The sequence below is a fragment of the Streptomyces beigongshangae genome (genome assembly GCF_019710745.1).
Lineage (GTDB): Bacteria > Actinomycetota > Actinomycetes > Streptomycetales > Streptomycetaceae > Streptomyces > Streptomyces beigongshangae.
Window position 1 is genome coordinate 126,951 of sequence record NZ_JAHKJW010000023.1, and the last position, 21,427, is coordinate 148,377.

Consider the following 21,427-nt stretch of genomic DNA (forward strand, 5'->3'; position numbering starts at 1 on the left):
CGTCCCGCCGCCCCCGCCGCCTACTCCGCCACGGGCAGCCGCGCCCCGTCCCGCAGGAACAGCGGGATGCGGTCCAGCGGCGCGTCGACGGTCACGGCCGCGCCCCCCTCGTACGGTTCACCGGTCCACGCGTCCGTCCAGCGCGCGCCCGCCGGGAGGTACGCCGTGCGGACCGTCGCGCCCGCCGTGAGCACCGGGGCGACCAGCAGATCGCGGCCGAAGAGGTACGCGTCGTCCACCGACCAGGCCGGCTGGTCCTCGGGGAACTCCAGGAACAGCGGCCGCATCACCGGCAGCCCCTCCTCGTGCGCCTCCCGCATCACCTCCAGCACGTACGGCTTCAGGCGCTCGCGCAGGTGGAGGTACTTCTCCAGAATGATCCCGGCCTCCTCCCCGTACGACCACACCTCGTTCGGGCCGCCGGTCATCGCCGGGCCGAGCGGGGTGCCCGGGTCGCGGAAGCCGTGCAGGCGCATCAGGGGCGACAGCGCGCCGAACTGGAACCAGCGGATCATGACCTCGCGGTACGCCGGGTCGTCCGGGTCGCCGCCGTGGAAGCCGCCGATGTCGGTGTTCCACCAGGGGATGCCGGACAGCGAGGTGTTGAGGCCCGCCGCGACCTGGCGGCGCAGGGTCGCGAAGTCCGTGCCGATGTCTCCGGACCACAGGGCGGCGCCGTAGCGCTGACTGCCCGCCCAGGCCGAGCGGTTGAGGGTGACGACCTCGCTCTCGCCGGCCGCCAGCATGCCCTCGTGGAAGGCGCGGGCGTTCTCGCGCGGGTACATGTTGCCCACTTCGAGACCGGGGCCCGCCCAGTAGCGCAGGTTCTCCTGGAAACCCGGCTTCAGCTCGGGCTCGCAGGCGTCCAGCCAGAAGGACGTGATCCCGTACGGCTCCACGTAGTTCTCCCTGATCCGGGACCACAGGAACGCGCGTGCCTCAGGGTTCGTCGCGTCGTAGAAGGCGACCTGGACCGTGGAGGCGACCTCCTTGTCCGGCCAGTCGGCGTGCGCCACGGGTCCGTACTGCGTGCCGACGAACCAGCCGCGCTGTTCCATCAGCCGGTGGTTCCCGGAGAGCGGGGAGACGGACGGCCAGACGGACACGACGAGCTTGATGCCGAGCTCCGCCAGCTCCCGCTGCATCGCCGCCGGGTCCGGCCACTCGGCCGGGTCGAACTTCCAGTCGCCCAGGTGCGTCCAGTGGAAGAAGTCGCAGACGATGACGTCGATGGGCAGACCCCGGCGGCTGTACTCCCGGGCCACTCCCAGGAGTTCGTCCTGGGTGCGGTAGCGCAGCTTGCACTGCCAGAAGCCCGCCGCCCACCCGGGCAGCATCGGCGTGCGGCCGGTCACCGCGCTGTACCGGCGCTGCGCGTCGGCCGGAGCGCCCGCCGTGATCCAGTAGTCGATCTGCCGGGCCGAGTCCGCCACCCAGCGCGTGCCGTTGTGCGCGAGCTCCACGCGCCCGATCGCCGGGTTGTTCCACAGCAGGGTGTAGCCGCGGTTCGACGTGAGGACCGGGACGGTCACCTCGGCGTTGCGCTGGACCAGGTCCAGGACGGTGCCCTTCTGGTCGAGCAGCCCGTGCTGGTGCTGCCCCAGGCCGTACAGCTTCTCGCCCTCGTACGCGGCGAAGCGCTGCTCCAGACGGTGGTACCCGTTGCCGACGGGGGTGTAGAGGCGCGGGCCCGGCCACTAGAAGTGAGCGCGCTCCTCGGCGAGGAGCTCGCCCCCGTCGGCGGTGCGGACGAAGCGGACCAGGCCCTCGGCGTCGACCTCGACGGTCAGCGCGCCGACGGTCAGCAGACCTCGCCCGTCCTCGATCCTGACGGTGACGCTCCCGGCGGCGGGCGGCTCGTCGAGCACGGCGGCGGGCAGGCCCTCCAGGACGGGCCCGCCGAGCCTGGCCCGGACCCGGACGGCGTCGGGGCCCCACGGCTCGATGCGCACGGTCTCCTGGCGGCCGCTCCACTCCAGCGCGCCGCCGTGCTCGCGGAACGTGCCGACGGTGGGGGAGGACTGGGCGAGACTCGCGGACCCCTGACCGGGCTGCCCGTGCCGGCTCTGGCCCGGCTGTTCGTGCTGGTTCTCGACAGGATGATTCATACGGAGTCCTCCTGGAGGAAGGAGTGGCGACGGGCCCCGGCGGCGTACGCGGGGGAGGCGGTGCGGGACGAGGAGGCGCGGGACGGTGCAGGCGGTGCGGGGTGGCGCGGTACGGAGGGCGCGGCCGGCTCAGGGGGCGGCCGGGGCCGGACCCGTGCTCGCCCGGACCGTCAGCTCGGGCGCGATGAGTACGACGTCGTCCGTGCCGCGCCCCTCCAGCTTGGCGATCAGGTGTTCCACCGCACCGCGGCCCATCTCCTGGGCCGGGATGGCGACCGAGGTCAGCCGCACAGAAGCCTGGACGGCGACCTGGTCCGGGCAGATCGCGATCACCGACACGTCCTCGGGCACGGCCCGGCCCTGCCGGCGCAGCAGCGCGAGCAGCGGCTCGACCGCGGACTCGTTCTGCACGACGAAGCCCGTGGTGCCGGGGCGCTCGTCGAAGACCCGCGCCAGGGTCAGGGACATGGCGTCGAAGCCGCCCTCGCACGGACGGTGCAGCACCCGCAGGCCCAGCTCCCGCGACCGGGACCGCAGTCCGTCGAGCGTGCGCTCGGCGAACCCCGTGTGCCGCTCGTACACCGCGGGCGCCTCGCCGATGACGGCGATGTCACGGTGCCCGAGCATCGCGAGGTGCTCGGCGCACAGGGCGCCCGTCGCGCCGAAGTCGAGGTCCACACAGGTCAGACCGCTGGTGTCGGCGGGGAGCCCGATCAGGACGGACGGCTGTGTGGTGTCGCGGAGCAACGGCAGCCGCCCGTCGTCGAGTTCGACGTCCATCAGGATCATCGCGTCGGCGAGCCCGCTCCCGGTGACCCGGCGCACGGCGTCGGGGCCCTCCTCGCCGGTGAGCAGCAGCACGTCGTACCCGTGGGCGCGCGCCGAGGTCGTCACCGCGATGGCGATCTCCATCATCACGGGTACGTACATGTCCGTGCGGAGCGGGATCATCAGCGCGATGATGTTGGACCGGTTGCTTGCCAGTGCCCGGGCGCCCGCGTTGGGGTGGTATCCCAGCAGCTGGATGCTCTGCTCGACCCGCTCCCGGGTGCCCGCGGAGATGGACCGCTTGCCGCTGAGGACGTAGCTCACCGTGCTCGCCGAGACTCCGGCGTGCTGGGCGACCTCGGCGAGGGTGACCATCCGCTCTCCAAGCTGTTGGTGAAGCGCTTCGACAGCGCACCCGAGGGACAAAGGGGAAGTGGAGTGGTTCGACAGTAGCTTGAAGGGGGGAGGGTGTCCATAGGTTGTCGAAGCGCTTCGACTCCGTCCGTCGGTCGCCGTCGGTGCCCGCGCGGGCGGGCGCGGGGTGCGGGTGCGTGTGCGGGGACGGCTGCGGACGAGTGGGACCCGCCCTGCTCCGAATGGTGTGCCAGGACTGGTGGGGACGCCCGGAATCCGGTACATACGATCGAGTAGCACCGGTCGGTAACGTACCGGACCAAGATCCCTATTCGCGGCGAGGTGATCCTCTTGTCCGCAACACCCCACCAGCCCGCTGTCACCGAACGCGAGGCCCGGCAGGTCGCCGAGGCCGCTCGGGAGCAGGACTGGCGCAAACCGAGCTTCGCCAAGGAACTGTTCCTCGGCCGCTTCCGGCTCGACCTGATCCACCCCCACCCGATGCCCCCCGACGAGGACGCCCGCCGCGGTGAGGAGTTCCTCGCCAGGCTGCGCGACTTCTGCGAGACGAAGGTCGACTCCGCGCTCATCGAGCGGGAGGCCCGGATCCCCGACGAGGTGATCAACGGCCTCAAGGAGCTCGGCGCCCTCGGCATGAAGATCGACACGAAGTACGGCGGCCTCGGTCTGACGCAGGTCTACTACAACAAGGCGCTCGCCCTGGTCGGCTCCGCGAACCCGGCGCTCGGCGCGCTGCTCTCCGCGCACCAGTCGATCGGCGTGCCGCAGCCGCTGAAGATCTTCGGCACCCAGGAGCAGAAGGACGCCTTCCTGCCGCGGCTGGCCCGCACCGACATCTCCGCCTTCCTGCTCACCGAACCGGACGTGGGCTCCGACCCGGCACGCCTGGCGACCAGCGCCGTGCCGGACGGTGAGGACTACGTCCTCGACGGGGTGAAGCTCTGGACGACCAACGGCGTCGTCGCGGACCTGCTGGTCGTGATGGCGCGGGTGCCGAGGTCCGACGGCCACAAGGGCGGCATCACCGCCTTCGTCGTGGAGGCCGCGGCGGAGGGCGTCACCGTCGAGCACCGCAACGCGTTCATGGGGCTGCGCGGCCTGGAGAACGGCGTCACGCGCTTCCACCGGGTCCGGGTGCCCGCCGCGAACCGCATCGGCCCCGAGGGCGCCGGACTGAAGATCGCCCTGACCACGCTCAACACCGGGCGGCTCTCGCTGCCCGCCATGTGCGTCGGCGCCGGCAAGTGGTGTCTGAAGATCGCCCGCGAGTGGTCGTCCGTGCGGGAGCAGTGGGGCAAGCCGGTCGCCCACCACGAGGCCGTGGGCGCGAAGATCTCCTTCATCGCGGCGACCACGTTCGCCCTGGAGGCCGTCCTCGACCTGTCGTCCCAGATGGCCGACGAGGACCGCAACGACATCCGCATCGAGGCCGCCCTCGCCAAGCTCTACGGATCCGAGACGGCCTGGCTGATGGCCGACGAGCTGGTCCAGATCCGCGGCGGCCGCGGCTTCGAGACGGCCGACTCGCTCGCCGCCCGCGGCGAACGGGCCGTCCCCGCCGAACAGGTGCTGCGCGATCTGCGCATCAACCGCATCTTCGAGGGCTCGACGGAGATCATGCACCTGCTGATCGCCCGCGAGGCGGTCGACGCCCACCTCTCCGTGGCCGGTGACCTCATCGACCCCGAGAAGTCCCTGACGGACAAGGCGAGGGCGGGCGCGAACGCCGGGGTCTTCTACGCCAAGTGGTTCCCCAAGCTGGTCGCCGGCCCCGGACAGCTGCCGCGTTCGTACGGGGAGTTCCACCCGCCGGGCCACGTCGACCTGTCCGGCCACCTCCGGTACGTGGAGCGCTCCGCCCGCAAGCTCGCCCGCTCCACCTTCTACGCCATGTCCCGCTGGCAGGGCCGGCTGGAGACCAAGCAGGGCTTCCTCGGCCGGATCGTCGACATCGGCGCCGAACTGTTCGCGATGAGCGCCGCCTGCGTCCGCGCCGAGCTCCTGCGCACCACCGAGGCGTACGGCCGCGAGGCGTACCAGCTCGCGGACGCCTTCTGCAACCAGTCCCGCATCCGGGTGGAGGAGCTCTTCGGCCGCCTGTGGTCCAACACCGACGACCTCGACCACAAGGTCGTCAGGGGCGTCCTCGGCGGTGCCTACACCTGGCTGGAGAACGGGATCGTCGACCCGTCGGGGGAGGGCCCCTGGATCGCCGACGCCACACCCGGGGCGTCCGGGAAGGAGAACGTCCACCGCCCCGTCCGCTGATTTTTCCCCCAGGAATTCACTGCCGTCCCCGTCGCCCTTCTGCTGCTTGCCGCACCGGAGGTGTGCGTCGACAATGAGAGGAATGGCGAACGGGGACGGGACATGCGCCACGGTGCGGGGGAAGAACACGGTCGGGGAATTTCTGTCCAGTTGGCGCGGGCTCGCGGGGAAGCGCGACGGCACCTGGCGGAGGCCGAGGTCGTACGGGCGCTGCGGACGGTGCGGAACGAGGTCCGGCCCCTGGCCGACAAGCTGCGCCAGAGCGCGCCGAGGACCTTCGAGGCACACCGGGACGCGCTCGCCGTCCTGCTGAACGACTGCGCGCTCGCGCTCCTCGACGAGGAACCGCGGCCGTCCGTCGCCTCCTTCGACCCGCTGCCCGTGCGGCGGATGGATCTCAGGGACGTCGATTTCCTGCTCGACGCCGGACGGCCGGGCGAGCGGCCCGTGATCCACCAGCTCTTCGGCGGCGCGCTGGAGTACGCGCGGGATCCCGTGCTGCGCGAGGTGATCAAGGCGAATCAGCAGGGCGTCCGCATTCTCCAGCGGGCGAACCGCTGGATACGCATGTGCGTGGACGCCGGCCGATGAATCAGGGATCCGCGAATTCAAGATCCGTGAATTCGAGATCTGAGAACGAGAATTCAGGATCCGAAAATTGAAGATCGACGGATCAGGGGTCGGTGAATAAAAGATCGGTGCATCAGGAGCAGGCGGACCGATTCGGTCCGCGTCGGTGAGATGGGGGTAATCCAGTGCCGGTACTCGGTCTCGACAACATCACCGGCCGGATCATGCGGGCCGGCGAGGGAAGGATCCTGCGCAGGCTCCAGCGCGCCGCCGACCAGGTGAACTCCCTCGAAGAGGACTTCCGGGCGCTGACCGACGACGAACTGCGGTCCCTCACACCGGAGTTCAAGGAGCGGTACGAGGCCGGGGAGAGCCTGGACGACCTGCTGCCGGAAGCCTTCGCCGCGATGCGCGAGGCCGCCCGCCGCACCCTCGGGATGCGCCACTTCGACGTACAGCTCATGGGGGGCGCGGCCCTCCACCTCGGCAACATCGCCGAGATGCAGACCGGCGAGGGCAAGACCCTGGTCGCCACCCTGCCGGTCTACCTGAACGCCCTGACCGGCAAGGGCGTCCACCTCGTCACGGTCAACGACTACCTCGCCCAGCGCGACGCCGAGTGGATGGGCCGGGCCTACCGCTTCCTCGGACTCAGCGTGGGCGTCATCAGAACGCAGTCGACCCCGGCCGAGCGGCGCGCGCAGTACGCCTGCGACATCACCTACGGCACCAACACCGAGTTCGGCTTCGACTACCTGCGCGACAACATGGCCTGGTCCAGGGACGAACTCGTGCAGCGCGGCCACCACTTCGCGATCGTCGACGAGGCCGACTCCATCCTCATCGACGAGGCCCGCACCCCGCTGATCATCTCCGGCCCGGCCGACCGGCCCACGCACTGGTACGAGGCGTTCGCCAGGATGGTCACCCGGATGCGGGGGGTCGCCGTCCAGGACGAGAACTTCACCACCCCCGCCGACAAGGAACGCCTCGCCGGGCTGCGCGCCACCCACGACTACGAGTACGACCCCAGGAAGCGCACCGTGGCGATCCTGGACCGCGGGGTGGAGTTCCTCCAGGACCAGCTGGGCATCGAGAGCCTCTACGAGTCCGACCACACGCCCCTGATCGGGCATCTGAACAACGCGCTCAGGGCCAAGGAGCACTTCAGGAAGGACAAGGACTACGTCGTCGTCGACGGCGAGGTGCTCATCGTCGACGAGCACACCGGCCGCATCCTCGCCGGCCGCCGCTACAACGAGGGCCTGCACCAGGCCATCGAGGCCAAGGAGGGGGTGACGGTCAAGGAGGAGAACCAGACCCTCGCCACGATCACCCTCCAGAACTTCTTCCGCCTCTACGGGAAGCTCGCCGGGATGACCGGCACCGCCATGACGGAGGCCGCCGAGTTCCACCAGATCTACCGGCTGCAGGTGGTGCCGATCCCCACCAACCGGCCGATGGCCCGCACCGACGACCCGGACCAGATCTACCGGACCGCCGAGGCCAAGTACACGGCGATCCTCGACGACATCGCCGACCGGCACGACAAGGGCCAGCCGGTCCTCGTCGGCACCACCTCCGTCGAGAAGTCCGAGCTCCTCGCCGCACGGCTGAAGAGGCGCGGCATCCGCCATGAGGTGCTCAACGCGAAGAACCACCGGCGCGAGGCGCAGATCGTGGCCCAGGCCGGCCGCAGGGGCGCGGTCACCGTGGCCACCAACATGGCCGGCCGCGGCACCGACATCATGCTCGGCGGCAACCCCGAGGCCATGGCGCTCGCGGAACTGGACCGGCGCGGGCTCACCCCCGAGGAGAGCCCGGACGAGCACCGGGAGATCCTCGGCCGGATCAAGGAGTCGGCCCTGGCCGAGCACGGCGAGGTGAAGGAGCTGGGCGGGCTGTACGTCCTCGGCACCGAGCGCCACGAGTCGCGCCGCATCGACAACCAGCTGCGCGGCCGCTCCGGCCGCCAGGGCGACCCCGGGGCCTCCCGCTTCTACCTCTCCCTGGAGGACGACCTGATGCGGCTGTTCCGCGCCCAGGTCGTCGAGCGCGTGATGTCGATGGCGAACGTCCCCGACGACGTCCCCATCGAGAACAGGATGGTCACCCGGGCCATCGCCTCCGCCCAGTCCCAGCTGGAGCAGCACCACTTCGAGTCCCGCAAGGACGTGCTCAAGTTCGACGAGGTGCTCAACCGGCAGCGCACCCTCATCTACGCCGAACGCCGCCGGGTGCTGGCCGGGGAGGACCTGCGCGAGCAGATCCTCCACTTCATGGACGACACCGTCCGGGCGTACGTCGCCCAGGAGACCGCCGAGGGGTTCCCCGAGGAGTGGAACCTGGAGCGGCTGTGGGGCGCCCTCGGGCAGCTCTACCCGGTCGGGATCACCGTCGAGGACCTGGAGGACGCCGCGGGCGACCGGTCCGACCTCACCGCCGAGGGGCTCGCCGACGCCGTCATCGACGACGTCCACGCCCGCTACGAGGAGCGCGAGGCCGAACTCGGCGCGGACGCCCTGCGTGATCTGGAGCGGCTCGTGGTGCTGTCGGTCCTGGACCGCAAATGGCGCGAGCACCTGTACGAGATGGACTACCTGCGGGACGGGATCGGTCTGCGGTGGACGCTCGGCCGGGAGCCGATCGTCGAGTACGAGCGCGAGGGCTACGACATGTTCGGCGCGATGAACGAGGCGATCAAGGAGGAGTCCGTCGGGTACGTGTTCAACCTGGACGCGGCGGGCGGGCCCGGCGGGGGCCAGGAATCCCTGGAGGCCGGCCGGCGGACGGACGGGCTGCGCTTCAGCGCGCCCACGCTGGACACGGCGGAGGGGGTGGTCGAGGGGGACCTCGCACCGGCCGATTCCGTGCCGGGGCCTCCGGCGGGNGGTGGTCGAGGGGGACCTCGCACCGGCCGATTCCGTGCCGGGGCCTCCGGCGGGGGGTGTGGCCGGCGCGCAGCCGCGTCCGCAGCGGGGTGCCCGGTCCCGGGGGCGGCGGAAGCGCAAGAAGTAGAGGGCCTGCGGGTTCGTGGGCGGCTGCGGGGTGGTGGGGGCTTGTCGCGCAGTTCTCCGCGCCCCTCAGTGCGCTTCGCGCCCCTCGTGGGCGGCCCCTGCCCCTCATGGGGACACGGGCCGGACGCCCCTGTCCCTCTGCCGTGCGGTTGCGGCGACAATGGGGGGATGACCGACAGTCCAGCCCCCCTCGCCGATCCGCATCTCGTCTTCGATCCCGTGACCGGAAGCCGGGACGTCGTGATCCTCGGCTCCACCGGATCGATCGGCACCCAGGCCATCGACCTCGTGCTGCGCAACCCCGACCGGTTCCGGGTCACCGGGCTCTCCGCGGCCGGCGGACGGGTGGAGCTGCTCGCCGAACAGGCGCACCGGCTCCGCGTGCGGACCGTGGCCGTGGCGCGCGAGGACGCCGTACCGGCACTGCGCGAGGCCCTGACCACGCGGTACGGAGCAGGGGAGCCGCTGCCCGAACTGCTGGCCGGACCGGACGCCGCCACCCACCTCGCCGCCTCCGAGGGCCACACCGTCCTGAACGGCATCACCGGCTCCATCGGCCTCGCCCCCACCCTCGCCGCCCTGGAGGCGGGCCGCACCCTCGCGCTCGCCAACAAGGAGTCGCTCATCGTCGGCGGCCCCCTGGTGAAGGCACTGGCCGCGCCGGGCCAGATCATCCCCGTGGACTCCGAGCACGCCGCCCTGTTCCAGGCGCTGGCCGCCGGCACCAGGGCCGACGTACGCAAGCTCGTCGTCACCGCCTCCGGCGGCCCCTTCAGAGGACGTACGAAGGCCGAGCTGGCAGACGTCACCCCCGAGGACGCCCTCGCGCACCCCACCTGGGCCATGGGACCGGTCATCACCGTCAACTCCGCGACCCTCGTCAACAAGGGCCTCGAAGTCATCGAGGCGCACCTCCTCTACGACATTTCCTTCGACCGCATTGAGGTGGTCGTGCACCCGCAGTCGTATGTCCACTCGATGGTGGAGTTCACGGACGGATCGACGATGGCCCAGGCGACGCCCCCCGACATGCGGGGGCCGATCGCCATAGGTCTGGGCTGGCCCGGGCGCGTCCCGGGCGCGGCGCCCGCCTTCGACTGGACGAAGGCGTCGAGCTGGGAGTTCTTCCCCCTCGACGACGACGCGTTCCCGTCGGTGGGGCTCGCCCGGCACGTCGGGGAGCTCGCGGGCACGGCCCCGGCGGTGTTCAATGCCGCCAACGAGGAATGCGTGGACGCGTTCCTGAACGGCACGCTGCCGTTCAACGGGATCATGGAGACCGTCACGGAGGTCGTCGCCGAGCACGGCACCCCCCGTACGGGAACCTCGCTCACCGTCGCGGACGTCCTCGAAGCGGAGACCTGGGCCCGCGCCCGGGCCCGTGAACTGACAGCACGGGCGACAGCCCGGACGAAGGCCCACACGACAGCCATGACGACGGCGGAGGCCCGTGCATGACGACCCTGATGATGATCCTCGGCATAGTCGTCTTCGCGGTCGGCCTGCTCTTCTCGATCGCCTGGCACGAGCTGGGGCACCTCTCCACGGCCAAGCTGTTCGGCATCCGCGTGCCGCAGTACATGGTCGGCTTCGGCCCGACGATCTTCTCGCGCAGGAAGGGGGAGACGGAGTACGGGATCAAGGCGATCCCGCTCGGCGGCTACATCCGCATGATCGGGATGTTCCCGCCCGGCCCGGACGGCCGGCTGGAGGCCCGCTCCACCTCCCCGTGGCGCGGCATGATCGAGGACGCCAGGGCGCAGTCGTTCGAGGAGCTGCAGCCCGGCGACGAGAAGCGGCTCTTCTACACGCGCAAGCCGTGGAAGCGCGTCGTCGTGATGTTCGCCGGCCCCTTCATGAACCTGATCCTGGCCGTCGTGATCTTCCTCGGCGTGATGATGAGCTTCGGCGTCCAGACCCAGACCACCACGGTCGGCAAGGTCTCCGACTGCGTCATCGAGCAGAGCGAGGCCCGGTCCGAGTGCCGGGCGGGCGACACGCCCGCACCCGCCAAGGCGGCCGGCCTCCGGGGCGGTGACGAGATCGTCGCGTTCGACGGCGAGAAGGTGACCGACTGGTCCGCCCTCCAGTCCGACATCCGCGCCAACCCCGGCAAGGACGTCACGCTGACCGTCGAGCGCGACGGCAGGCGGCTGGACCTCTCCGCCCACCTCATCCGCAACCAGGTCAGCGAGTCCGACGGCGACGGCGGTTACGTCGAGGGCAAGTACGTGTACGCCGGCTTCCTCGGCTTCACCCCCGCCTCCGGCATCGTCCAGCAGTCGTTCGGGCAGTCCGTGGACCGCATGGGCGACATGATGCAGAACGGCGTGGAGTCGCTGATCGCCCTGCCCTCCAAGGTCCCCGCCCTGTGGGACGCGGCCTTCGGCGACGGCGAACGCGAGGCGGACTCCCCGATGGGCGTGGTCGGCGCGGCGCGCGTCGGCGGCGAGGTCTTCACGCTGGACATCCCGCCGGAGAACCAGATCGCGATGATGCTGTTCCTCGTCGCGGGCTTCAACCTCTCCCTGTTCCTGTTCAACATGCTCCCGCTGCTGCCCCTCGACGGCGGGCACATCGCGGGCGCCCTGTGGGAGTCGCTGCGGCGCAACGCCGCGAAGGTGCTGCGGCGCCCGGACCCGGGCCCGTTCGACGTGGCGAAGCTGATGCCCGTCGCGTACGTGGTGGCCGGGATCTTCATCTGCTTCACGATCCTGGTGCTGATCGCGGACGTCGTTAACCCCGTCCGCATCTCCTAGTCATACCCGGTTGGCCGCGGCCGGACACGATACGTGTCCGGCCGTCCCCCATCGAGTGCTCGTACCCGGGGAATGTGCTCCTGTCTTCGTGGTTGCCGTAATCTCGGTGACTGGAGCCCGTCAGCTTTCAGGACCGACCGAATCCTTACCTTGGGGTTGCACAGCAGATGACCGCGATTTCACTCGGCATGCCGTCCGTTCCGACCAAGCTCGCCGAGCGCCGCAAGAGCCGCAAGATCCAGGTCGGGACCGTGGCCGTGGGGGGAGACGCGCCCGTCTCGGTGCAGTCGATGACGACGACGCGTACGTCGGACATCGGTGCCACGCTCCAGCAGATCGCCGAGCTGACCGCGTCCGGCTGCCAGATCGTCCGCGTCGCCTGCCCCACGCAGGACGACGCCGACGCGCTCGCCACCATCGCCCGCAAGTCGCAGATCCCGGTCATCGCCGACATCCACTTCCAGCCGAAGTACGTGTTCGCCGCGATCGACGCCGGCTGCGCCGCGGTGCGGGTGAACCCCGGCAACATCAAGCAGTTCGACGACCAGGTCAAGGAGATCGCGCGGGCCGCCAAGGACACCGGTACGCCGATCCGCATCGGGGTCAACGCCGGCTCCCTCGACAAGCGCCTCCTCCAGAAGTACGGCAAGGCGACGCCCGAGGCGCTGGTGGAGTCGGCGCTGTGGGAGGCGTCGCTCTTCGAGGAGCACGACTTCCGGGACATCAAGATCTCGGTCAAGCACAACGACCCCGTGGTCATGGTCAACGCCTACCGGCAGCTCGCCGCCGCCTGCGACTACCCGCTGCACCTCGGCGTGACCGAGGCGGGCCCCGCCTTCCAGGGCACGATCAAGTCGGCGGTCGCCTTCGGGGCGCTGCTCAGCGAGGGCATCGGCGACACCATCCGGGTCTCCCTCTCCGCCCCGCCGGTCGAGGAGATCAAGGTCGGGATGCAGATCCTGGAGTCGCTGAACCTCAAGCAGCGCCGCCTGGAGATCGTCTCGTGCCCGTCCTGCGGACGCGCCCAGGTCGACGTCTACAAGCTCGCCGAGGAGGTCACCGCGGGCCTGGAGGGCATGGAAGTGCCGCTGCGCGTCGCGGTCATGGGCTGCGTGGTGAACGGTCCGGGCGAGGCCCGCGAGGCCGACCTCGGCGTCGCCTCCGGCAACGGCAAGGGCCAGATCTTCGTCAAGGGCGAGGTCATCAAGACGGTCCCGGAGTCGAAGATCGTGGAGACCCTGATCGACGAGGCGATGAAGATCGCGGAGCAGATGGAGGCCGACGGGATCCCCTCCGGGGAACCGTCCGTCTCGGTCGCCGGCTGACGGGTCCGGCCTGCGGGGGCGCGGAGGTCCCCCGCCTCCGGCCGGGAGGTGCCCCCGGGCCGCGCCCGTGCGGCGGAGCCGCACGACGCCGGTGCCGCGCCTCGGGACCCCGGGGCACAGCCCCGGGGACGGCAGGGGCGGGACCCGGCAGGTACAGTGCGGGAACCAGCAGATCTGATGGTGAAGGCCCCGTACGTGTTGACGCAGACGACCACCAGGGTCCTCGACCCGGGCGACCTGGACGCCGCGCTCGCCGTCCTCGACCGCGAGCCGGTGGCGAACGCCTTCGTCACCTCCCGCGTCCAGGTGGCGGGCCTGGACCCCTGGCGCCTCGGCGGCGAGATGTGGGGCTGGTACGAGGACGGCATGCTGACGTCCCTCTGCTACGCCGGTGCCAACCTCGTCCCGATCTGCGCCACCCCCCGGGCCGTCCGGGCCTTCGCGGACCGCGCCCGCAGGGCGGGCCGCCGCTGCTCCTCCATCGTGGGCCCCGCCGAGGCCACGTCCCTGCTCTGGCGCCTCCTCGAACCCAGCTGGGGCCCCGCACGCGAGGTCAGGCCGCACCAGCCCCTGATGGTCGCCGACCGGCTGCCCGCCGGCCTCACCCCGGATCCGTACGTCCGCCGCATCCGCAAGGACGAGATGGAGACGATCATGCCGGCGTGCGTGGCGATGTTCACGGAGGAGGTCGGCGTCTCCCCGCTCGCGGGCGACGGCGGCCTGCTCTACCAGGCACGGGTCGCCGAACTCGTCGGCTCCGGGCGCTCGTTCGCCCGCGTCGACGGCGACGGCCGGGTCGTCTTCAAGGCGGAGATCGGCGCCGCCACCCCGCGGGCCTGCCAGATCCAGGGGGTCTGGGTCGCCCCCGAGTACCGCGGCCGGGGCTTCGCGGCCCCCGGCATGGCGGCCGTCCTGCGCTACGCCCTCGCCGACGTGGCCCCCCTGGTCAGCCTCTACGTCAACGACTTCAACACACCTGCCCGGGCGACGTACCGGCGGGTCGGCTTCCAGGAGACCGGCGCGTTCATGAGCGTCCTGTTCTGAGGGGCCCGGACCCCTCCAGGGCCCGGGGAGCCGCGCGGTCGGCCACATCGGACCCGCACCGGACGAAACCACGGCCCGCGCAGCCCGAGCAGTGCAGACACCCGGGTAGTCTCCGGTCATGCTGCGCTTCCCCGGTCAGCCCGGTCAGGGCCCGCCCACCCCCGACGACATCGTCATCGGCCCCCTGGACCTGTCGGCCCGCGTCGACGAGGCGCTGAACGTCCAGGCCGTCGCCTTCGGACTCGGCGCGGACGAGGTCGCCGTACGGCGCCAGATCGTGCTGCGGCACCTCACCTACCCCGGCGCCCGCGCGTTCGGCGCCACCACCGCCGACGGCCGGCTCGCGGGCTTCGTCTACGGCATGCCCAACGACCGCGCGCACTGGTGGTCCACCGTCGTCGAGCCCTGCCTGCGTGCCCAGGGGCACGAGGACTGGCTCGACGACTCCTTCGTGATCACCGAACTGCACGTCCACCCGGACTTCCAGAACCGCGGGGCCGGCCGCGCCCTCATCACCACCATCACGGACGGCGCCGCCGAACCGCGCTCGATCCTGTCGGCCATCGACACGGAGAGCCCCGCCCGCGGGCTGTACCGCTCGCTCGGCTACCAGGACCTGGCCGTACGGGTCCTGTTCCCCAGCGCGCCCAAGCCGTACGCGGTGATGGGCGCCCCGCTGCCCCTGCGCCGCCGCTGACGAGGTCCCCGCCGACCTCGCCGACATCACCGAAACGGATTTCCGGCGACGCCGGACACCGGGCTAACCTCCTAGCCATCACCTATACGCAGCAGGAGTCGAGAACCATGGCCCAGGTCCAGCGCATGTCCCGTTTGATGGTCAAGACACTGCGTGACGACCCGGCGGACGCCGAGGTGCTCAGCCACAAGCTGCTGGTGCGCGCCGGCTACGTCCGCCGCACGGCCGCCGGCCTGTGGTCCTGGCTGCCGCTGGGCAAGAAGGTGCTGGCCAACGTGGAGCGGGTCGTCCGCGAGGAGATGGACGCCATCGGCGCCCAGGAGGTCACCCTCCCCGCCCTGCTTCCGAAGGAGCCCTACGAGGCGACCGGACGCTGGGAGGAGTACGGCCCCGAACTGTTCCGCCTGAACGACCGCAAGGGCGGCGACTACCTCCTCGGCCCGACGCACGAGGAGATCTTCACCCTCCTGGTCAAGGACCAGTGCACGTCCTACAAGGACCTGCCCGTGATCCTCTACCAGATCCAGAACAAGTACCGCGACGAGGCCCGCCCGCGCGCCGGCATCCTGCGCGGCCGCGAGTTCCTGATGAAGGACTCGTACTCCTTCGACACGGCGGACGAGGGCCTGGCCGAGTCGTACGCCCTGCACCGCGAGGCGTACCGGAAGATCTTCGCGCGCCTCGGTCTGGACTACCGCATCTGCGCGGCCACCGCGGGCGCCATGGGCGGCTCCAGGTCCGAGGAGTTCCTCGCCCCGGCCGCCGCCGGCGAGGACACCTTCGCCGACTGCCCGAACTGCGACTACGCCGCCAACACCGAGGCGATCACCCACCCGCTGAAGCCCGTCGACGCGGCCGGGACCTCCGCCCTGGAGGAGATCCCCACCCCCGACACCCCGACCATCGAGACGCTCGCCGCGCACCTGGAGGTACCGGCCTCCGCCACCCTGAAGAACCTGCTCGTCAAGGTGGACGGCGAGATCGTGGCGATCGGCGTGCCCGGCGACCGTGAGGTCGACATGGACAAGGTGGCGGCGCACTTCGCCCCCGCCGCCGTCGAACTCGTCACGGCCGAGGACTTCACGGGCCGCGACGACCTCGTCCGCGGCTACGTCGGCCCGCAGGGACTGGAGAAGGTCCGCTACCTCGCCGACCCGCGCGTCGCCCCCGGCACCGCCTGGATCACCGGCGCCAACAAGGAGGGCGTGCACGCGAGGAACGTCGTCGCGGGCCGTGACTTCGAGGTCGACGCGTACGTCGACGCGGTCGTCGTGCAGGAGGGCGACCCCTGCCCCGTCTGCGGCACCGGCCTCAAGCTGGACCGCGCCATCGAGATCGGCCACATCTTCCAGCTCGGCCGCAAGTACGCCGACGCCCTCCAGCTCGACGTGCTCGGACAGCAGGGCAAGCCGGTCCGCGTCACCATGGGCTCGTACGGTATCGGCGTCTCGCGCGCGGTCGCCGCGCTCGCCGAGCAGCACGCCGACGAGCAGGGCCTGGTCTGGCCCGCAGAGATCGCCCCGGCCGACGTCCACGTCGTCGCGGCGGGCAAGGCCCTCCAGACCGAACTGGCACTGGACGTCTCGCAGCGGCTGGGCGACGCGGGCGTACGGGTGCTCGTGGACGACCGCGCGGGGGTCTCGCCCGGGGTGAAGTTCACCGACGCCGAGCTCATCGGCGTACCGAAGATCCTGGTGGCCGGCCGGCGTTCGGCCGAGGGCGTCCTGGAGCTGAAGGACCGCCGTACCGGGGAGCGCGAGGAGCTGACGGTGGACGAGGCCCTCGCCCGCCTCACGGCGAAGTAGTCCGGGCCCCGGGGCCGGCCGTCACCGGACGGCCGGCCCCGGGCCTACAGCCAGGAGGCGAACTCCAGCAGCAGGTCGGCGTCGCGCGGCCGGCCCACGCGCCGGGCCCGCACACCCGACTCCACGGCCCGGAACAGCGTCCAGCCGCGCAGCCGCTCCTGATCGAGGTCCAGGGACTCCGCGAGCCGCTTCACCCGCCTGCGGGTGGTGACGGCCCCGGACGGGGAGGCGATCAGGTCCTCCACCCGGTCGCGGACCAGCCGGGCCAGGTCGAAGGCGCACTCGCCGACCACGGGGTCGGGCCCGACGGCCAGCCAGGGGCTGCGCCCGCCGGCCAGGACCTTGCTCTGCCGGAAGGTGCCGTGCAGCAGACGGGTCTGCGGCGGGTCCGCCAGCAGCTCCCCGCGCACCGCGAGGGCCGCGTCGACCAGCGCCGCCGCCTGCGGGTCGGCGCCCGCGCCGGCGTCCGCCCGCATCGCCGCGGCCTGTCTGCCGGTGCGCTCGGCCACGGTCTCGAAGACATGGTCCGCGGGCGGCTCGACCCAGAGCCTGCGCAGCGTCCCCGCCGCCTCCAGCATCGACCTGGCCTCCGGCAGCGACCGCACGGACACATCCGGATGCAGCCGTTCCAGGAGCAGGACGCCCTCGGCGCCGGCCGGCTCCAGGAGGCGTACCGCGCCCCGGCCGTCCCAGTGCGCCAGCGCGGCCCGCTCGCTCTTCGGACGGGCCCGGCGCGGTGCCAGCTTCAGCACGGCGGGGGTGCCGTCCGGCAACCGGACCAGGATCACCAGACTGCTGCGCCCGCCGGGGACCTGCACACGCTCCACGGCCGACTCGCGCTCCACGAGGGCCTGTTCGGCCGTCCGGGGCAGCTTCTCCAGCCAGTCGTCACCGCTCGGCGCCGTCTCTCCCAGCGCCCTGACCAGACGCGGCGGCGGTTCGAAAGGCATGCGCGAGTCGTTCCCTTCCCTGGCTCCCTGGACGCGTCACGAGGTCGGTGCCGCCGGCGCGGTGGTGGTGGCCGACCGCTCGGCGAGACCAGGGAAGGCTACGCTCCCGCCGCGCCAGCGCACCGCCCGCACCGCTGCCTCCCGCAGGGCCTGCGCCGCCGCGTGCCGCCGCTCGCCCCCGGCGGCCCGCACGAGATCCGAGTAGACCCCGGCCACCCGGTCCTCCAGCTCGGCGGCGAACCGCACGGCCGACTCCGGGTCCGTCACCGGGAACGGCAGCGCGTACGCGGCCGCCGCCGGCTCGGGCCTCCCGCCCAGGTCCCGCACGGTCCGCGCCAGCTCGTCCCGGCGCGCCCGGTGCGCGTCGTGGGCGGCCCGCGCCTCGGCCCGCCGCTCCTCGCGGACCCGGCCGCCCACGACGCCGTAGCCGTACACGGCGGCGTGCTCGGCCCCGAGCGCGGCCTGCGCGGCCGTCAGCTCCGCCGACGCCTCCGCCCGTGCCGCGCGGACCCGCTCCGCTGCTCCCGCCCCGCCGGAACCGCTCACTTCTCGTCCTCCGTCAGCAAGAAGGCGTGCCCCGCACCGGCCGCGGCCACCGAGGCCAGCAGCCGGGCCAGCTCGCCCGGTACGTCGGCCAGCGCCTTCGTGCGCCGGTCCGTCAGCTCCCGCTCGGCCGCGGCGAGGGCGCTCAGGGCCTCCTTCCGCGTCGCCGGCACCTCGGGGACCTCGGGCGCCTCGGGCGTCTTGGGGGAGGAGGACGGCGAGGCGCTCGCGGACGGCTCCGCGGAGGATCCCTCCGAGGGGTCGGCGGCGTCGGCGGCGGGGGTCGCCGACGCCGAGTCCGGGGCCGGTCCGCCGCCGCGGAACGCCTCGGCGTGCCGTACGACCTCAGCCAGCAGCGGTGACAGCCGGTCGCCCAGCGCGGGATGCGCGGCGAGCACGGCCTCGTACCGCTCCGCGAGCCGCTCGCTGTCACGGGCCGCACGCGCGCGTGCCCGCGAGGCGGCGGCCGCGTCCTCGTCGGTCCCGGAGGGGGAATCGGTGCCGGAACAGCCGGCGAGCAGCGCGGCACCCGCGCCCGCGGCCCCGGCGAGCAGGCTCCTTCGGCGCGGGCCCGCAGGGGTGCGCGACGGCAGGGTGAACGGCACGGCAGACGTCCTCGTCAGGGCTCGTACGGACGGAAGCGGGCGGCAGGCCCTTGATCACGGTACCCGTGTGCCGCCCCGGCGCCCACCAGCGGCGCCGCCCCGCCGCCGGGCGGGTCCCGGTGGACGGCAACACCCCCCGCGACCGGATACCCTTTGACCTGACACGCGACCTACCCACAACAGCACACGCGGCCGAGGAGTCACCCGGATGAGCACCACCCAGAGCGACAGGCTGCGAGAGCTCCTGGAACCGCTCGTCAGCTCGCAGGGACTCGATCTCGAAGAGATCGAAGTGGACTCGGTCGGGCGTAAGCGCGTGCTGCGTGTCGTCGTCGACTCCGACGGGGGAGCGGACCTCGACGCGATCGCCGATGTGAGCCGCGCGCTCTCGGCGAGGCTCGACGAGACCGACGCCATGGGCGAGGGCGAGTACACCCTGGAGGTCGGGACGCCCGGCGCCGAGCGCGAGCTGACGGAACACCGCCACTACGTACGTGCCACCGGCCGCCTCGTGAAGTTCCGGCTGAGGGATGGTGACGAACTCGTCGCGAGGATCATCACGGTCGACGACGGGGGTACGGACGTCGAGGTGCCCGGCGTGAAGGGGCGCAGACCCACCGCCAGGAGGCTCGCCTTCGAGGACGTCGCCAAGGCGCGCGTCCAGGTCGAGTTCAACCGCAGGAACGACACGAACGACACGAACGACAAGAGTGGTGACGTGGACGGGAACGCCGCCATGGACCAAGAAGAGGAGGCGTAGCCGTGGACATCGACATGAGTGCCCTGCGGGGTCTGGTGCGGGAGAAGGAGATCTCCTTCGACCTGCTGGTCGAGGCGATCGAGTCGGCCCTCCTCATCGCCTACCACCGCACCGAGGGAAGCCGCCGCCACGCGCGCGTGAAGCTCGACCGGGAGACCGGCCACGTGACCGTGTGGGCGAAGGAGGACCCGGCCGACCTGGAGGAGGGGCAGGAGGCGCGCGAGTTCGACGACACGCCGTCGGACTTCGGCCGGATCGCCGCGACCACCGCCAAGCAGGTCATCCTGCAGCGCCTGCGGGACGCGGAGGACGACGCGACGCTCGGCGAGTACGCGGGCCGCGAGGGCGACATCGTCACCGGTGTGGTCCAGCAGGGCCGCGACCCGAAGAACGTGCTGGTCGACATCGGCAAGCTGGAGGCCATCCTGCCCGTGCAGGAGCAGGTCCCGGGCGAGTCGTACCAGCACGGCATGCGGCTGCGGTCGTACGTCGTACGGGTGGCGAAGGGGGTACGCGGTCCGTCCGTGACGCTCTCCCGCACGCACCCCAGCCTGGTGAAGAAGCTCTTCGCCCTGGAGGTGCCGGAGATCGCCGACGGATCCGTCGAGATCGCGGCCATCGCCCGTGAGGCCGGCCACCGCACGAAGATCGCCGTCCGGTCCACCCGGTCGGGGCTGAACGCCAAGGGCGCCTGCATCGGCCCCATGGGCGGGCGTGTGCGCAACGTCATGGCCGAGCTGAACGGTGAGAAGATCGACATCGTCGACTGGTCGGACGACCCCGCGGACATGGTGGGCAACGCGCTCTCCCCGGCCCGGGTCTCCAAGGTCGAGGTCGTGGACCTCGCGGCCCGCTCCGCGCGCGTGACGGTCCCGGACTACCAGCTGTCGCTGGCGATCGGCAAGGAAGGGCAGAACGCCCGGCTCGCCGCCCGGCTGACCGGCTGGCGCATCGACATCCGCCCCGACACCGAGCAGACGGGTGACCAGGGCGGCGACCGGCCCGGCGGCCGCGACGCGGACTGACCGGGGAACGGATCCAAGCCGCGGGTGGTGTGGATCACGACAGTTTTATGCGCGGCAACTGTTCGATACTTGCCCCAAAGGGGTGAGGTCGGTGCAGGGAGGTAGACTTAGAAGTGTCTGGCCGGACGCATGCCGGAGCATGCCCTGAACGCACCTGTGTGGGGTGCCGGAAGCGGGCGGCCAAGACCGATCTGCTGCGCACCGTGGCGGCCGGGGTCGACTGCGTCCCCGATCCTCGCGGTACGCTGCCCGGCCGGGGTGCGTATGTACACCCCGCCCTGGTCTGCATCGACCTGGCGGTCCGCCGCCGGGCGTTCCCGCGGGCGCTGCGTGTCCCGGGGCCGCTCGACACAAAGGCGTTGCGCCATCACGTCGAGCGGCAGACAGTTGCCGAGCAGGCAACACCGTAAGGAGAGCCGCGCGGAACCCCGTGCGGCCCTGGTACCCCGCGAGTTGGAAGTAGGTCGAGATTGCGATGAGCACTCGATGAGCACGCGATGAGTACGCCCATGAAGTAGCGACGGTCCGGACGCAACCCGGACCTAAAAGGAGCGAAGTGGCTAAGGTCCGGGTATACGAACTCGCCAAGGAGTTCGGAGTGGAGAGCAAGGTCGTCATGGCCAAGCTCCAGGAACTCGGTGAATTCGTCCGTTCGGCGTCCTCGACGATCGAGGCGCCTGTAGTACGCAAACTGACCGACGCCCTCCAGCAGGGCAGCGGCGGCGGCAGGCCCGCCCCGCGCAAGGCCTCGCCCGCCAGGCCGGCCGCGCCCTCCCCGGCGCAGGCCGCCCGTCCGGGCCCGGTCACC

General features: G+C 71.7%; 16 protein-coding genes and 2 pseudogenes. 13 read left to right on the forward strand and 5 right to left on the reverse strand.

Features of this window, described 5'->3' with window-relative positions; all coding sequences use genetic code 11:
- Positions 1-20: 20 nt before the first annotated feature.
- Together KM933_RS19820 and KM933_RS19825 are read right to left on the reverse strand one after the other, a co-directional pair.
- Positions 21-2,108 (reverse strand): annotated as a pseudogene (locus tag KM933_RS19820) (glycoside hydrolase family 31 protein).
- A 129-nt stretch (positions 2,109-2,237) separates the two neighbouring features.
- Positions 2,238-3,251 carry a LacI family DNA-binding transcriptional regulator gene (locus tag KM933_RS19825; protein WP_221354031.1) on the reverse strand — a complete coding sequence of 338 codons (1,014 nt, stop codon included), beginning with the start codon at positions 3,249-3,251 and terminating at the stop codon, positions 2,238-2,240.
- A 321-nt stretch (positions 3,252-3,572) separates the two neighbouring features.
- Between KM933_RS19825 and KM933_RS19830 the strand changes: the two genes are divergently transcribed.
- The 9 genes and pseudogenes from KM933_RS19830 (at position 3,573) to KM933_RS19865 (ending at position 16,736) form a co-directional block, all read left to right on the forward strand.
- Positions 3,573-5,519 (forward strand): acyl-CoA dehydrogenase family protein, encoded by a 1,947-nt coding sequence (locus tag KM933_RS19830; protein WP_221354032.1) that lies wholly within the window; start codon positions 3,573-3,575, stop codon positions 5,517-5,519.
- A 150-nt stretch (positions 5,520-5,669) separates the two neighbouring features.
- Positions 5,670-6,110 (forward strand): hypothetical protein, encoded by a 441-nt coding sequence (locus KM933_RS19835; RefSeq protein WP_221354033.1) that lies wholly within the window; start codon positions 5,670-5,672, stop codon positions 6,108-6,110.
- Positions 6,111-6,313: 203 nt separating this feature from the next.
- Positions 6,314-8,941, forward strand: a pseudogene (gene secA / locus KM933_RS39430) (preprotein translocase subunit SecA); the annotation flags it as partial.
- 333 nt (positions 8,942-9,274) lie between these two features.
- Positions 9,275-10,564, forward strand: a complete 1,290-nt coding sequence (gene dxr / locus KM933_RS39435) for a 1-deoxy-D-xylulose-5-phosphate reductoisomerase (RefSeq protein ID WP_260333832.1) — start codon at positions 9,275-9,277, stop codon at positions 10,562-10,564.
- Positions 10,561-11,865: a M50 family metallopeptidase gene (locus KM933_RS19845; RefSeq protein WP_221354035.1), complete on the forward strand. Its 1,305-nt coding sequence runs from the start codon at positions 10,561-10,563 to the stop codon at positions 11,863-11,865. Before dxr ends, KM933_RS19845 begins: the two co-directional genes overlap by 4 nt.
- A gap of 167 nt (positions 11,866-12,032) precedes the next feature.
- Positions 12,033-13,190 (forward strand): flavodoxin-dependent (E)-4-hydroxy-3-methylbut-2-enyl-diphosphate synthase, encoded by a 1,158-nt coding sequence (ispG, locus tag KM933_RS19850; RefSeq protein WP_221354036.1) that lies wholly within the window; start codon positions 12,033-12,035, stop codon positions 13,188-13,190.
- A 195-nt stretch (positions 13,191-13,385) separates the two neighbouring features.
- A complete protein-coding gene (locus tag KM933_RS19855) occupies positions 13,386-14,234 on the forward strand; it encodes a GNAT family N-acetyltransferase (RefSeq protein ID WP_221354056.1) in 849 nt (282 codons plus the stop codon).
- 118 nt (positions 14,235-14,352) lie between these two features.
- Positions 14,353-14,931, forward strand: coding sequence for a GNAT family N-acetyltransferase (locus KM933_RS19860; protein ID WP_221354037.1), 579 nt, complete (start codon positions 14,353-14,355; stop codon positions 14,929-14,931).
- A 107-nt stretch (positions 14,932-15,038) separates the two neighbouring features.
- Complete coding sequence (locus tag KM933_RS19865; protein ID WP_221354038.1) at positions 15,039-16,736, forward strand: proline--tRNA ligase; 1,698 nt, start codon at positions 15,039-15,041, stop codon at positions 16,734-16,736.
- 44 nt (positions 16,737-16,780) lie between these two features.
- On the opposite strand, the gene KM933_RS19870 is transcribed toward KM933_RS19865, so the two are convergent.
- Genes KM933_RS19870 through KM933_RS19880 form a run of 3 tightly spaced genes read right to left on the reverse strand, consistent with a single transcriptional unit; the run spans position 16,781 to position 18,834 of the window.
- Positions 16,781-17,686 (reverse strand): aminoglycoside phosphotransferase family protein, encoded by a 906-nt coding sequence (locus KM933_RS19870; RefSeq protein WP_221354039.1) that lies wholly within the window; start codon positions 17,684-17,686, stop codon positions 16,781-16,783.
- Between the two features lie 36 nt (positions 17,687-17,722).
- The gene (locus tag KM933_RS19875) at positions 17,723-18,232 is read right to left on the reverse strand and encodes a ferritin-like domain-containing protein (RefSeq protein WP_221354040.1); all 510 of its coding nucleotides are present in this window, start codon (positions 18,230-18,232) and stop codon (positions 17,723-17,725) included.
- Positions 18,229-18,834, reverse strand: a complete 606-nt coding sequence (locus tag KM933_RS19880) for a hypothetical protein (protein ID WP_221354041.1) — start codon at positions 18,832-18,834, stop codon at positions 18,229-18,231. The genes KM933_RS19875 and KM933_RS19880 overlap by 4 nt, the downstream gene beginning before the upstream one ends.
- Positions 18,835-19,042: 208 nt before the next feature.
- Here KM933_RS19880 and rimP point away from each other — a divergent pair, with 208 nt between their 5' ends.
- The 4 genes from rimP to KM933_RS19900 form a co-directional block, all read left to right on the forward strand.
- Positions 19,043-19,594: a ribosome maturation factor RimP gene (gene rimP / locus KM933_RS19885; protein ID WP_221354042.1), complete on the forward strand. Its 552-nt coding sequence runs from the start codon at positions 19,043-19,045 to the stop codon at positions 19,592-19,594.
- Positions 19,595-19,596: 2 nt separating this feature from the next.
- On the forward strand, positions 19,597-20,619 hold the full coding sequence (gene nusA / locus KM933_RS19890) for a transcription termination factor NusA (RefSeq protein WP_221354043.1): 1,023 nt from the start codon (positions 19,597-19,599) through the stop codon (positions 20,617-20,619).
- A 113-nt stretch (positions 20,620-20,732) separates the two neighbouring features.
- The gene (locus KM933_RS19895; RefSeq protein WP_221354044.1) at positions 20,733-21,029 is read left to right on the forward strand and encodes a YlxR family protein; all 297 of its coding nucleotides are present in this window, start codon (positions 20,733-20,735) and stop codon (positions 21,027-21,029) included.
- A 146-nt stretch (positions 21,030-21,175) separates the two neighbouring features.
- A partial coding sequence (locus KM933_RS19900; protein ID WP_221354045.1) for a translation initiation factor IF-2 N-terminal domain-containing protein occupies positions 21,176-21,427 on the forward strand: 252 nt, incomplete at its 3' end.

What these genes read in the sequence shown, in the direction of transcription:
- KM933_RS19825 (WP_221354031.1), bottom strand. Translation starts at nt 3,251, where the DNA reads ATGGTCACCCTCGCCGAGGTCGCCCAGCACGCCGGAGTCTCGGCGAGC.
- dxr (WP_260333832.1), top strand. Translation starts at nt 9,275, where the DNA reads ATGACCGACAGTCCAGCCCCCCTCGCCGATCCGCATCTCGTCTTCGAT.
- KM933_RS19845 (WP_221354035.1), top strand. Translation starts at nt 10,561, where the DNA reads ATGACGACCCTGATGATGATCCTCGGCATAGTCGTCTTCGCGGTCGGC.
- ispG (WP_221354036.1), top strand. Translation starts at nt 12,033, where the DNA reads ATGACCGCGATTTCACTCGGCATGCCGTCCGTTCCGACCAAGCTCGCC.
- KM933_RS19860 (WP_221354037.1), top strand. Translation starts at nt 14,353, where the DNA reads ATGCTGCGCTTCCCCGGTCAGCCCGGTCAGGGCCCGCCCACCCCCGAC.
- KM933_RS19865 (WP_221354038.1), top strand. Translation starts at nt 15,039, where the DNA reads ATGGCCCAGGTCCAGCGCATGTCCCGTTTGATGGTCAAGACACTGCGT.
- KM933_RS19870 (WP_221354039.1), bottom strand. Translation starts at nt 17,686, where the DNA reads ATGCCTTTCGAACCGCCGCCGCGTCTGGTCAGGGCGCTGGGAGAGACG.
- rimP (WP_221354042.1), top strand. Translation starts at nt 19,043, where the DNA reads ATGAGCACCACCCAGAGCGACAGGCTGCGAGAGCTCCTGGAACCGCTC.